The sequence below is a fragment of the Lentzea flava genome, assembly GCF_014648475.1.
GTDB lineage: Bacteria > Actinomycetota > Actinomycetes > Mycobacteriales > Pseudonocardiaceae > Lentzea > Lentzea flava.
This window is the reverse complement of sequence record NZ_BMRE01000003.1, coordinates 269268-283447: the sequence shown is the minus strand read 5'-3', so window position 1 is coordinate 283447 and position 14180 is coordinate 269268. Positions and strand designations below refer to the sequence as shown.

The window sequence follows — 14180 nt, the reverse complement described above, 5'->3', positions numbered from 1 at the left end:
CCTGCATGGAACTGGTGCTGCTTTCGTCCGATCGGATCGCCTCTGTTCGGCGCCGTGCCGGTGAGTACCCCCAGCGGACCATCGCCGTCGCGAGTGCCGTGGCGCTGACGCACTGGGCGAACCCCGGTTTCGAGGTCGACGGTCTCGAGCTCACGCCTGCAACGCTTTTCGGCGACCTGCTCGTCTGGGCGGACAAGGGCCAGCAGGTCGACGTCACCGAAACTCCGGACGGCTGGGCCATTCCGCTGCCAGACGGCGTCGACGCGGCCGCGGCCCAGCGGGCGCTGGACGACCTCGCCGAGTTCCCGAACCGCGCCATCGGGACGATCACCGCGCAGACCCTCGACGAGCGGCTGGCGGAGCTGGCCCGCTGGAACGACAACGAGTTCCCGCGCGACCGGCCCAGCATCGTCGAGCTGTTCCGCGAGCAGGCCGCGCTGCGCCCGGACGCCGTCGCGATCAACGACGGTGACCGCGCCCTCACCTACGGCGAGGTGCTCGCCCGTTCCAACCAGCTGGCCCGCCACCTGGTCGAGCGAGGCCTGCGGACCGAGCAGGTCGTCGGCATCTCGCTGCCCCGCTCGGCCGAGATGGTGATCAGCCTGCTCGCCGTGCTGCAGACCGGTGGCGCGTTCGTACCGCTGGACCCGCAGTGGCCGGCGTCCCGCCGGGAGTCCGTGATCACCGACGCCCAAGTCGTCCTGCTCCTCGGCTCCGGTCTGGACGGTGAGCCGGAGGCCGTGCCCGTCGACCTCGCCTCCTGGGGCTTCGAGGCGTACTCAGCCGACCCCGTGGACGTCACGATCGTCGGCGGGCAGCTCGCGTACGTGATGTTCACGTCCGGGTCGACCGGCCGCCCCAAGGGCGCGATGATCCGGCACGAGGCGATCAGCGAACGCCTGCTGTGGCAGGTGCACCAGATCCTCCACTTCGGACAGTCCGACGCGTCGCTGTTCAAGGCGCCGCTGTCGTTCGACATCTCCATCAACGAGATCTTCCTGCCGCTGGTGTGCGGCGGGCGGACCGTCGTCGTGCGGTCCGGCGGCGAGCGCGACCCGCATCACCTGCTGCACACGATCGCCCGCCACCGCGTGACGTTCGTGTACCTGGTGTCGTCGATGCTCGACGTGCTGCTGACCATCGCGGGCGACGGCGAGCTGGACAGCCTGCGGCACGTGTGGTGCGGCGGCGAGGTGCTCACGCCCGAGCTGTACGACCGGTTCCGCACGCAGCTCGACATCCCGATGTACCACGGTTACGGCCCGGCCGAGACCACGATCGGCGTCTCGCACGTGATCTACCGCGGCGAGGCGGAGCGGTTGTCGACGTCGATCGGCAAGGCCAACCCGAACACCGACCTGTACGTGCTCGACGACCGGCTGCGGCCGTGCCCGCCCGGTGTCGGCGGCGAGCTGTACATCGGTGGTTTCCTGCTGGGCCGCGGTTATGTGAACGCTCCCGGCCTGACGGCGTCGCGGTTCGTCGCCAACCCGTTCGCGTCCGACGGGTCGCGCCTCTACCGCACCGGCGACCTGGCCCGCTTCGCGCCGGACGGGTCGCTCGACTTCCTCGGCCGCGTCGACAACCAGGTCAAGATCCGCGGCATGCGGCTGGAGCTGGAGGACGTCGAGGTCGCGCTCGCCGAGCACCCGCGGATCCGCCACACCTGTGTGCTGGTCAAGAAGAACTCCGCGGGCGGCAACTACCTCGTCGGGTACGTCGTGCCCGCCGACGAGGGCCTGACCGCGGACGCCGTGAAGCAGTGGGCCTCCGAACACCTCGTCGAGTACATGGTGCCCGCGCACATCGTGGTGATGCCGGAGTTCCCGTTGACCCCCAACGGGAAGCTGGACCGCCGCGCGCTGCCGGAGCCCGTCGTCGAGACCGGGCCGGTCACCACGGCCGCCAACGACGTCGAGGCCGCGATCTGCACCGCCGCCGCGTCGGTGCTGCGGGTCGAGCAGGTCGGCGCCGACCAGGACTTCTTCGAGCTGGGCGGGGACAGCATCCTCGCGATCTCGCTGCTGTCGGCGTTGCGGGCGGAGGGCATCTTCGTCACGGCCACCCAGATCTTCGTCAACCGGACTCCGCGTGCGCTGGCCGCCGTCGCGTCGCTCGACGGTGCCTCGGCTGTCGACCACGACGACGTCCCGATCGGGCCGGTGGCGGGTCTGCCGATCGTGCAGTGGCTCGGTGAGACGACGGACGCGATCGACGGGTTCGTGCAGTCGGTCGTGGTCAACACCCCGGCCGCGCTGACCGGCGAGGCGCTCACGGCGATCCTCGACGCCGTGGTCGAGCGGCACGACATGCTGCGGGCCAGGCTGGTTCGTGGTGAGCGCTGGTCGTTCGACATCCCCGCGAACGGCGCCGCGTTGTGGGGGGAGAGCAACGCACCGGTCGAGGAGTGCGTCGCCGCGGCGACCGAGGGCCTGAACCCGGACGAGGGCGTCATGCTGCGGGCGGTGTGGCGGTCCGCAGCGCGGCAGCTCGTCATCGTGATCCACCACGTGGTGATCGACGGTGTGTCGTGGCGGATCCTGTTCGACGATCTCGCTCAGGCGTGGCAGCAGATCTCCTCAGGTGAGCCCGTCGAGCTCCGGGGAGTCGGGACGTCGTTCCGCCGCTGGACCCAGCTGCTGGAGAAGGCCGACTTCTCGGCGGACCTCGGTTACTACCAGCGCGCGCTGCCGGGAGTGGACCAGCTGCTCGGCCGGCGTGAGCTCACCGACGAGGACGTCGTTGCGGCAGAACGGACGCGCACGTTCACCGTCGGCGCGAGGGCCACGGCCGCGCTGCTCGGTGACGTGCCCGCGCTGTTCCACGCCAAGGTCAACGACGTGCTGCTGACCGGTCTCGCGGTCGCGCTCGCGAAGTGGCGCCGCGACAACGGCCAGGACCAGACGTTCGCGCACATCGAGCTGGAGGGGCACGGCCGCGAGGGCCGGTTCGTACCGCTCGACCCGGACCTGTCCCGCACGGTCGGCTGGTTCACGACGTTGTTCCCGGTCACCGTCGATCCGGGTGCTGACGACGACCTGGCCGTCGCGTTGAAGCGGGTCAAGGAAGACCTCGCGCGGGTGCCGAGCAACGGTGTCTCGTACGGTGCGCTGAAGTACCTGGGGGGCTGGGAGTTCGACTCGCCGCGTCCGCAGGTGTTGTTCAACTACCTGGGCCGGTTCAGCGGTGGCACCACCGGCGACTGGCAGCTCGCGGAGAACGCGGGCCAGCTCGGCGAGAAGCGCGACCCGGCGATGCGGCTGCCGCGCGCGTTGGAGTTCAACGCCTCCGCCGAACCCGGTGCCGACGGCGAACTGGAGCTCGTCACGGTCATCTCGTGGCCGTCCGGCGTCTTCAGCGAGACCGACATCGCGAAGATCGGCTCCTACTTCGTCGAGGCGCTGGAGGGCCTGGCCGCGTTGACCCGCGGCGGGCACTCCCCCAGCGACTTCGACCTGGTGCCGCTCACCCAGGCCGACGTCGATGCGCTCGACAGCCTGGCGTTGCGGGACGTGCTGCCGCTGACGCCGTTGCAGGAGGGCATGTACTTCCACTCGGTGTTCGACGACGAGTCTGCGCACCGGTACGTCGAGCAGCAGCTGCTGACGCTCACCGGATCCGTGGACGCCCGCAGGCTCGAAGCGGCCGCCACGCGTCTGCTGGAACTCTTCCCGAACCTCGCCGCTCGCTTCGTCAGCCTGCCCGACGGCCGGGTCGTCTCCGTGCTGGAGTCCGGCGTCCGGCCGGAGTTCTCCACTGTGGACGGTCAGGGCATGACCGACGAGGAGGTGCTGGAGTTCGCCGAGCGGGACCGCGCCGCCGGGTTCGACCTCGCGCGCGGGCCGTTGATGCGCTTCACGCTGATCCGCACCGCGCCGGGCCGCTACGTGCTGGTGCAGACCGTGCACCACATCATCGCGGACGGCTGGTCGGTGCCGCCGATGCTGCGCGCGCTGCTCGCCGAGTACGACGCGCCGGGTTCGGTGCACGCTCGCGGCAGCTACGCCGACTACGTGCGCTGGCTGGTTCGCAGCGACCCGGCGGAAAGCGACCGCGTCTGGGCCGCGGAACTCGAAGGACTGCCCGGTCCGTCGCTGGTCGTGGAGGGTCATCAGCCGTCGGAACGGTTCGCGGACACGGCGGTCGACGCACCTGCCGGTTTCGACGACATGCTCCGGGCGGCCGGCGTGTCCTTGAGCGTTGCCGTGCACAGCGCGTGGGGCGTGACGCTCGGCGCGATCCTCGAACGCCAGGACGTCGTGTTCGGCTCGACGGTGTCCGGCCGCGACGCCGACGTGCCCGGCATCGACTCCATGGTCGGGCTGTTCATCAACACGATTCCGGTGCGCGCCAAGTGGTCCGACACCACCACGTCCGGCGAGTTGCTGGCTTCGGTACAGCGGCACCAGACCGCCGTGCTGCCGCACCAGCACGTGTCGCTGACGCGGATCGGGCGGCAGGCGGCGTTCGACACCCTGGTCGTGTTCGACATCGCGCTGGACGTGTCCCAGTTCTCCTCGGCCGGTTTCGAGATCGCCGACGTCGTGAACGAGGGCGCGCCGCACTACCCGTTGACGGTCGAGGTCCAGCGCCGCCACGACGGCACGCTGCGGTTCAACCTGATCTACGACACCCTCGTGGTGCGGGAGACCGGCGCGCGACGGATCGTGCGCGCGTTCGCCGACACGCTGACGGCTCTGCTGACCGGTTCCCGGATCCCGGCGCCCGCGCTGACGGACACCCGTGCCGGGGCGGACATCGAGCCGGTGACGCTCGCGCAGCTCTTCGACCGCGCGGCACTGCGCGACCCGGCCGCGACCGCCGTGACGTTCTGCCGCCTCGACGGCACGTCCGAGTCGATGACCTACGCCGAGCTGGCGGAGGCCAAGACCAGGATGGCGGCGACGTTGCAGGCTTGCGGTGTCGGTCCGCACACGCGGGTCGCCGTCGCGCTGCCGCGGTCGCTGGAGCAGGTCACCGCGCTGATCGCGGTCGTGTCGGCGGGTGCCGCGTACGTGCCGCTGGACCTCGCCTACCCGGACGACCGGCTGGAGTTCGTCCTGGCGGACGCCGCGCCTCAGGTCGCGTTGGTCGAACCGGGCCAGCAGGAACGCTTCTCGGCGATGCTCGCGCGCGCCGGGGTGCCGGCTCAGGTGCTGTGCACGGACGACGTGGTGCCCGGCTCGTTCGTCGAGCCGGCGAGCGACTGGCGGCACCCGGCGTACATGATCTACACGTCCGGTTCGACCGGCCGCCCCAAGGGCGTCGTGGTGTCGCACGAGAACGTGGTCTCGCTGCTGGTCAACACCGCGCCGGAGATGGAGTTCGGACCCTCCGACGTGTGGACCCAGTTCCACACCTACTCGTTCGACGTGGCGGTGTGGGAGCTGTGGGGCGCGCTCACCCACGGCGGTCAGCTGATCGTGCCCGAGCACAGCCTGACGCGGTCGCCGGTGGACTTCCGCAAGCTGGTGCTCGACCGGAACGTCACGGTCCTGTGCCAGACGCCGTCGGCGTTCTACCAGTTCATCGACGCCGACCTGAACGCTCCTGTGCCGCTGACCGCGCTGCGCCGGGTGATCTTCGCCGGTGAGGCGCTCGACCTGGGCCGTCTGCGCGGGTGGGTCGCGCGGTACGGCACCGGCCGGCCAGAGCTGGTCAACATGTACGGCATCACCGAGACCACCGTCCACACCACCTACCGGCTGCTGGAAGACCGCGACTTCGGTCTGGACGTCAGCCCGATCGGCGGGCCGATCGCGGGTCTGTGGTGCTATCTGCTCGACGACCGGCTCCGCCCGGTGCCGCCGGGCCAGGTCGGCACGATCTACGTAGCGGGCCCGCAGGTGACGCTCGGCTACAACGGCCGTCCCGGTCTGACGGCGTCGCGGTTCGTCGCGGACCCGTTCGCGGGCAACGGTTCGCGCATGTACCACTCGGGCGACCTGGCTCGGCGCAACCTCGACGGCGAGCTGGAGTTCCTCGGCCGCGCCGACCTCCAGGTGCAGCTGAAGGGTTTCCGCATCGAGCTCGGCGAGGTGGAGTCGGCGATCCTGGAGATCCCTGGCGTCGTCGACGTGGCGGTGACGGTGGCGGACAGCGCCGACCACCTCGTGGCCCACGTCGTGGGCACGCCGTCGGTCGACATCCCGGCCGCTCTGGGCGCCAAGCTGCCGGTGCACATGGTGCCGCAGCGGGTGATTCCGCTGGACGCGTTGCCGCTGACCGTGAACGGCAAGCTCGACCGCAGGGCACTGGCCGAGCGCGCTCGTGCGCAGGACGACGCGCCGCTGCCGGTCGGGTCCGAGGCTCCGGCGCTGGCGGCGCTGGTGGAGGTGTTCGCGGCCGCGCTGCCGGGGTCCTCTGTGGACGCTGACACGGACTTCTTCGCGGCCGGCGGGGACAGCATCATCGCGATCGGCGTGGTGAACCGGGCGCGGGCGCTCGGGGTGCGGTTCGCGCCCAGGGACCTGTTCCTGTGCAAGACGCCGCGGGCTTTGGCGGCGAAGTTCGGTGTTGCCCCGGCTCCTGTCGTGGTGGCTCCGGTGGAGCGGCAGGACGGGCCGGTCGTGCCGACGCCGATCGTGTTGCGGCAGCGGGAGATCGGCGGGGATCTTCGGCGGTTCGCTCAGGCGCGGCAGCTGCCGTGCGCGAGCCTGGCCGAGGCGGAGCGGGCCGCGAACGCCGTGGTGAAGGCTCATGCGGCCCTGCGGATGCGGCTGACGGTCACGCACGGCGTGTGGACGCTCGGAATCGATCCCGATTCGCAGGCCCCCCAGGTCTGCAGCGGAGTTGACGACGCCGAGCTCGCGGCGAACGAGGCCGCCTCCCGGCTCGACCCCGAGGCCGGTGTCATGGCGGCGTTCACCTGGCTGGAGTCCACGAAGACGCTGGTCGCGGTGGTCCATCACCTCGCCGTCGACGCCGTCTCGTGGCTGATCCTCCTCGACGACATGGCGGCGGCCATGCGCGGCGAAGAGCCCGCCCCGACGACCACCCCGTTCCCGGCCTACGCCGCCGCCCTCGCGCTGGACGCCCAGTCCGGCGGCGACCTGCGGCGCTGGGTCGAGGTGCTGGACGCACCGGTGCTCACGCCAGAGCTCGGCGACCTGCGCGAGGTCACCGTCACCCTGTCGGCCGCGATCACCGACCGCGTCGTGCACACCGCCCCGGCCGCGCTCGGCCTGGGGCTCACCGAGCTGCTGTGCGGCGCGTTGCGCACGGCGTTGACCGAAACCCAGGGCACGCCGTCGGATCTGGTGATCGACCTCGAACGCCACGGCCGCGTCCCGGTGCGGGAGCACCACGACTACACCCGCACGGTCGGCTGGTTCACGTCGATCGCGCCGGTGCGGCTCAGCCCGCACACCGACCCGGTCGAGGCCGCCCGCGAGCTCACCGAACGCCAGCCGGACGAGGAAGCGCACGTCGGCTACGGCCAGCTGCGGTACCTCAACCCGCAGACCGCGCCGGTGCTGGCGGCGCTGCCGCGGCCGCAGGTGCTGTTCAACTACCTGGGCCGGGGCAGCGAGTCGCAGGCGCTGCACGTCGACTGCCCGCTGCCCAGCCCGTACGCCGTCGAGGTCAACGCGTGGCTCGACCCGAGCGGCTGCCTGCGTGCGACGTTCGCGCTGACCGAGGAGGTGAGCGACGAGATCGCGGCGCGCTGGTTGCTCGCGCTGGAACGGATCGCGGACGCCTCGGCGACCGCGCGCAGGACCGCGCCGGTCACGCCGTTGCAGCGCGGTCTGTACTTCCAGGCCGAGCTCGCGGGCGACGCCGGGCACTACGTGGCGCAGAGCTGCTTCACGTTCGACCGCAGGCTCGAGGTCAGCGCGCTGGAACAGGCGATGGCGCACGTCATCGCGAAGCACCCGGTGGTCGGTGCCGGCTTCGAGTCCGACGAGAACGGGTCGCCGGTCCAGGTGCTCACGCCCGGCGGCAGGGTCGAGGTCAGCGTGATCGACGTGCTGAACTCCGAAGCCGTCGACGCGATCAAGAACGAGGACCGCGCGACGGGCTTCGACCTCAAGGCGCCGCCGCTGGTGCGGATGGCCGTGCTGCGGCTGCCGGACGGCCGGGACGCGTTGCTGTTCAGCCACCACCTGCTGCTGTGGGACGGCTGGTCGCGCGAGATCGTGCTGCGCGACCTCTTCGACGCCTACCGGGCGATCCTGGCCGGTGACCCGGTCGACTCCGCCCCGGCGACGCCGAGCTTCGAGGACTACGCCCGCGCGCTCGCCGCGAAGGACGCGGGCGCCGCCGAACGGTTCTGGGCGCGCTACCTCGCGGACCTCCCCGGACCGACGCTGCTGGCCGGACCGTCCGCTTCGGACGCATTGCCGGTCAAGATCCTGCGGACGCTGTCGGTCGAGCAGTCCGACCGCGTGCGCGAGGCGGCGCGGGCGCACGGCGTCACGCTCAACTCCGTGGTGACCGGCGCGCTCGGGCTGCTGCTGGGCAGTGAGACCGGGCGTGGCGACGCGGTGTTCGGCGTGACGGTCTCCGGCCGGGAGGAGGAAGCCACCGAGGGAATCGTCGGTGTTCTGCTGAACACCGTGCCGATGCGGGTGACCGCGCGGCCGGGCGACAGCGTCGGGCAGTTCCTCGCCGGGGTGCAGGCGGCGCGGGTCGACGCGATGGAGCACGAGCACATCGGGCTCGGCGAGATCCAGCGCGCGAGCGGCCAGGACCAGCTGTTCGACAGCCTGTTCGTGCTGCAGAACTTCCTGGACGACGACACGTTCACCGAGTTCAACGCCATCAACCACATCACGGCGCACGACTTCGAGGACTCCACGCACTACCCGTTCACGTGGGTGGTGACGCCGGGCAAGCAGCTGACGGTCAAGCTCGAGTACCGGCCCGCGATCACCGCACCCGCCACCGCGGAGCGGTTGTTCGACGAGTACCTGCGGATCCTGGGCGAACTCGCCGAGAGCGACGGCCCGGTGGGAGCGATCCGCGCCACCGGCCCGGAGCCGCAGCTCAACGCGCCCAACGACTTCGGCACCAAGACCGTCGTCGACCTGTTCGACGAGGCGGCCGACCGCAACCCGGACCGGGTCGCCCTGGTCGCGCACGGCAGCACGATGACGTTCGCGGAGCTCAGGGACCGCAGCCGCCACCTCGCGGGGGTGTTGTCCGGCAAGGGCATCGGCGTGGAGACGTCGGTCGCCATCGCGGTGCCGCGCTCGTTGGACTGGGTCGTGGCGCTGTTCGGCATCCTGCGCTGTGGTGCGGCCTACGTGCCGCTGGAGCTCGACCACCCGGACGAGCGGATCGCCGCGATCGTCGAGGACGCGCGACCGTCGTTGATCATCACGACCACCGCGGTAGCGCCCCGCATCCACGGCGAGCTGTTCGTGCTCGACGAGCCGTGGCCAGACGCCGAGCCTGTGACCACGTTCGAGCCGGACAACCCGAACAGGCTCAAGCACGCGGCCTACACCATCTACACCTCGGGTTCGACAGGCAAGCCCAAGGGTGTCGTGACGGAGTACGCGGGCCTGACCAACATGCTGGTCAACCACCAGCGGCGGATCTTCGAGCCGGTGCTGGCCGAGCACGGGCACCGGACGTTCCGGATCGCGCACACCGTGTCGTTCGCGTTCGACATGTCGTGGGAGGAGCTGCTCTGGCTCGCCGACGGCCACGAGGTGCACATCTGCGACGAGGAGCTGCGGCGCGACGCGACCGGGCTGGTCGAGTACTGCCTTGAGCACAAGATCGACGTCATCAACGTGACGCCGACCTACGCGCAGCAGCTGGTGGCCGAGGGCCTGCTGAGCGGGAACCACAAGCCCGCGCTGGTGCTGCTGGGCGGTGAGGCCGTGACGCCGACGCTGTGGGAGCTGCTCGCCGAGACGCCCGGCACGATCGGCTACAACCTCTACGGGCCAACGGAGTACACGATCAACACGCTGGGCGTCGGCACGTTCGACTGCGTCGACCCGGTGGTCGGTGTGGCGATCGACAACACCGACGTCTACGTGCTCGACCCGTGGCTGCGGCCCGTCCCGGACGGTGTCGCCGGCGAGCTCTACGTGTCGGGCGTCGGCATCGCGCGGGGTTACCTCGGGCAGCCGGGGCAGTCGGCCGAGCGGTTCGTGGCGTGCCCGTGGGTGCCCGGTGAGCGGATGTACCGCACGGGCGACCTGGTGATCCGGCGTCCCGACGGCAACCTGCTCTACCTGGGCCGCACGGACAAGCAGGTCAAGATCCGCGGACACCGGGTGGAACTCGGCGAGGTCGAGGCGCGGTTCGCCGCGCATCCGGGCGTGAAGTTCGTCGCCGCCGTCGCGCAGTCCGACCCGCAGGTCGACGGCGCGTACCGGCTCGCGGCCTACCTGGTCCTCGAAGACGGCGCCGACCTCCCGGCGATCGCGGCCGAGGTCGGTGCCGGGATGCCGGACTACCTGCGGCCGTCGCACTACGCCGCGGTGGACGCGATTCCGTTGACGGTCAACGGAAAAGCCGACACGAGCGCCTTGCCCGAGGCCCGTCCGCTCGGCACCCTGGTCACGCGGGAAGATCGGGAACTGACCGAGACCGAGACCGTCGTGCGGGAGCTGTTCGCCGAGGCGCTCGACCTCGACGAGGACGAGGTGGGCATGACGAGCGGCTTCACCGACCTCGGTGGGCACTCGATGCTCGCGGTGCGGCTCATCGCGTTGCTGCGGCGCGAGTTCGGTCCCGTGGTCACGATCCGCGACCTGCTGTCCCTCTCCACCCCCGAAGCGATTGCGCGGCACGTTGACGAACACTGAAGTCCGCACCGGCCGGGAGATCCTGCGGATCGCGTTGCGCCGCAACGTGGGCGCGATGGCGTCCGGCACGGTGCTGATGGGCTCGTACCAGGCGGCCGAGACCGCCGTGCCGATCCTGCTCGGCGTGATCGTCGAGTTCGCGTTGCGCGGCGGCCGGCTGAGCTCGCTCGGGCTGGCGCTGCTCGCGCTCGGGCTCGTCATGGCGACCGTGTCGTACTCGTGGCGGTTCGGCATGCGGATCCTGCAGAAGGCGAACACGACGGAGGCGCACCGGTGGCGGGTCGCGGTCGCCGACCACGGCCTGCAGCCGGTGGCCCGCGACGTCGACCTGAAGTCCGGCGAGGTGCTCACCATCGCCACCGAGGACGCCGACCAGACGGCGGACATCATCGAGGTGGTGCCGCTGCTGGTCAGCTCCCTGGTGTCGGTGGTGATCACCGGGGTGGTGCTGGCGGTGATCAGCGTCCCGCTCGGCGTGCTCGTCTTCGCCGGCACGGTGACGATTCTGAGCGTGCTCAGCGTGCTGTCGCGCCGGATCGGGGCGAGCACGCAGGTGCAGCAGGCGAAGGTCGCGCGGGCCGGGGCGAAGGTGTCGGACCTGATCGCGGGACTGCGGCCGTTGCACGGGTTCGGCGGCAGCTACGCGGCGTTCCAGGCGTATCGCCGGGTGAGCACCGAGGCGAAGAAGCAGTCGATCGTCGTGGCGCGGGTCAACGGTGTCTACGCCGGTCTGGCGCTGGCGTTGAACTCGTTGCTGGCGGCGGCGGTGACGCTGTGGGCGGGGTATCTGACGTTCCAGGGCCGGATCTCGGTCGGTCAGCTGGTGATGGCGGTCGGTCTGGCGCAGTTCCTGATCGAGCCGCTGAAGATGTTCTCCGAGATGCCGAAGTACGTCATGATCGCGCGGGCGTCCGCCGAACGGATGGCGTTGATCCTGGCGGCACCCCCGCGCATGACTCCGGGCGTGGAGGTGCCCGGCCCGGACGGCGGCCTGGAGGTCGAGGCGCTGACGCACGGGACGTTGCGGGATCTGACGTTCTCGGTGCGGCCGGGCGAGTTCGTGGCGATCGCGGCCTACCAGCCGCAGGTCGCCGCCGAGCTGGCATCGGTGCTTTCCGTCGACGTGCCACCGTCTTCGTACTCGGGCGTCGTCAGGGTGGGCAAGCGGGAGCTCTCGTCGCTGTCGATCGAGAGCGTCCGAACGCACCTGCTGGTCAACCCGTCGCACCACGAGGTGTTCGCGGGAACGTTGCGCGACAACGTCGATCCGTCCGGCACCAGCGCGCTGGTGGACGAGGCGGTCGAGGCCGCGATGCTGACCGACGTCGTGGACCTGCACTCCGAAGGCCTCGACCACCAGGTGCGCGACCGCGGCGCGAACCTCTCCGGCGGTCAACGCCAACGGTTGTCACTGGCCCGCGCCCTCGCCGCCGATCCGGAGATCCTCGTGCTGCACGACCCGACCACGGCGGTCGACGCGGTGACCGAGCAGCTCATCGCCCGCAACGTCGCGGCGTTGCGCCGCGGCCGCACCACGATCGTGATCACCAGCAGCCCGGCGCTGCTCGACGTGGCCGACCGCGTGATCGTCCTCGACGACGGCACGGTGACCGGCGAGGGAACGCACCGCGACCTGCTCGGCCGCGACTCCTCCTACCAGCTGGCGGTGGCCCGATGACCCTGTTCGAGTGGCGTGGCGGCCCGGCGACGCTGCGGTTCGAAAGCGTGCTGGAGCCGGTCGAACTGCAACGCCGGGACGACGGTGTCTGGTTCGCCGAGGTCGAGATGCCGGCCCGGCTGCGCGTGACGTACCACTTCCTCTCCGAGGGCGAGGAGCACGCTGATCCGCTCAACCCCGCCGGAGCGGGCCCGAACAGGTCGATCTTCTCGACGCCGGACCTGGAACCGCAGCCGCACTGGCCGGTCGTCGGGCCGGACGAGGTGCTGGACGTGCCTCCGCTGCGCATCCGCTGGAACGGCACGTTGGGGCGCAAGACCGTTCGGGTGCACCAGGGCGGCGAACCCGTCGTGCTGCTGCTCGACGGCGACGACTGGATGTACGTGCACCCGGCCGTGGCGGCGTTCGAGTCGGCGGTGAAGAACGGCGAGATGCCGCCCGCCACCCTGGTTTTCCTGCCCACGCCACGTGATCGCGCCGCCGAGTACAGCAATCCCGCTCTGTGGCAGGCGATCCGGGACGAGCTGCTGCCGTTGCTCGCGTCCAACGGAGTGACGGTCGACCCCGCGCAGCTCGTGGTGGCGGGCCAGAGCCTCGGCGGGCTGAGCGCGTTTCAGGCCGCGCTGGACTTCCCGGACCTGGTGTCGCGCGTGGCGTGCCAGTCCGGCTCGTTCTGGTGGGCACGCGACCTGCCGGGCCACGGGATCTCCCTGGACGGCCCGGCGGGCGGCGACACCGCCGCACGTCTGTCGGGTGCCGATCGGTCCGGGCTGCGCGTCGCGTTCGACGTCGGCGAGCACGAACCCAAGATGCACCGCCACTGCGAGGCCGTGGAGGAGCTGGCGTCGGCCGCGGGCGCGACCGTGCGGGTGAACCGGTCCCCCGCCGGGCACGACCGCGTCGGGTGGCGGCATGCGCTGGTGCGGGACGTGGCCTGGTTGCTCAGCGATCTGTGAGCGGATCCGGCAGGCTGGGCGGCATGTCCGAGCCTCCGGTGATCTCAGTGATGCTGATCGTCCCGGACGCCGGCGCGGCGGTCGCCTGGTACCGGACCGCGCTCGGCGCCACGGAGCTGTGGAACCTCGGTGGCGTCGCCGGTCTGTCGATCGGTGGCGCTGCCTTCTTCCTCCACCAGGTCAACCCCGCCAACCCCGCGGAGGACAGCCCGGACGGCGTGACGCACGTCCGCGTCGAGGTGTTCTGCGACGACCCCGACGGGTTCGTCGAGCGTGCCGTGGCCGCCGGAGCCGTGGGATCGGCCGTCGTGGACCACCAGATGCCGTGGGGCACGCACCGGCAGGGCGGTTTCACGGATCCGTTCGGGCACAAGTGGTCCGTGGGCGACCGGTCACCCCTGCGCTGACTCCAGCGGCCACACCTCCACCACTCCGTGAGCGACCGCGCACGGAGTGTTCGACACGAGCTTGATCGCCTCCTCCAGCGACTCCGCCTCGATGATCGCGAAGCCCGCGACCGGGAGGGTCGCCCGCAGGAAAGGCCCGTGGTCCACCATCGTGCCGGTGTTGCCGGGATTGCGGACCTGCACGGGTTCCCCGGCCACGCCCATCTCGACTCCCGCCGCGCGCAGCCGTTCGTCGTGCGCGTGGGCTTCGTCGCGGACGGCCTCGTCCGTTCGGTCGTATCCCTCGCGGTTTCCATAGCCGATCGTCACGAACTTCATCGCTGAACCTCCTGTTCCTCCGTACCGACTTGGGCGACGTCCGGAACTCATC

Annotated in this window: 5 protein-coding genes; 4 read left to right on the top strand and 1 reads right to left on the bottom strand. The window is 70.9% G+C overall.

All coding sequences use genetic code 11. From position 1 onward, the window contains the following. Positions 1–5: 5 nt before the first annotated feature. Genes IEZ09_RS07975 through IEZ09_RS07960 form a run of 4 tightly spaced genes read left to right on the top strand, consistent with a single transcriptional unit; the run spans position 6 to position 13810 of the window. Positions 6–10769: a non-ribosomal peptide synthetase gene (locus IEZ09_RS07975; protein ID WP_189252939.1), complete on the top strand. Its 10764-nt coding sequence runs from the start codon at positions 6–8 to the stop codon at positions 10767–10769. Beyond that, entirely contained in the window at positions 10756–12447 is a 1692-nt protein-coding gene (locus IEZ09_RS07970; RefSeq protein WP_229812332.1) for an ABC transporter ATP-binding protein, read from the top strand. The genes IEZ09_RS07975 and IEZ09_RS07970 overlap by 14 nt, the downstream gene beginning before the upstream one ends. Next, the gene (locus IEZ09_RS07965; RefSeq protein ID WP_189252938.1) at positions 12444–13403 is read left to right on the top strand and encodes an alpha/beta hydrolase-fold protein; all 960 of its coding nucleotides are present in this window, start codon (positions 12444–12446) and stop codon (positions 13401–13403) included. The genes IEZ09_RS07970 and IEZ09_RS07965 overlap by 4 nt, the downstream gene beginning before the upstream one ends. A gap of 23 nt (positions 13404–13426) precedes the next feature. Beyond that, the gene (locus tag IEZ09_RS07960) at positions 13427–13810 is read left to right on the top strand and encodes a VOC family protein (protein WP_189252937.1); all 384 of its coding nucleotides are present in this window, start codon (positions 13427–13429) and stop codon (positions 13808–13810) included. Here the strand turns inward: IEZ09_RS07960 and IEZ09_RS07955 are convergent. After that, positions 13796–14128 (bottom strand): YciI family protein, encoded by a 333-nt coding sequence (locus tag IEZ09_RS07955; protein ID WP_189252936.1) that lies wholly within the window; start codon positions 14126–14128, stop codon positions 13796–13798. The genes IEZ09_RS07960 and IEZ09_RS07955 overlap by 15 nt on opposite strands. Positions 14129–14180 lie beyond the last annotated feature (52 nt).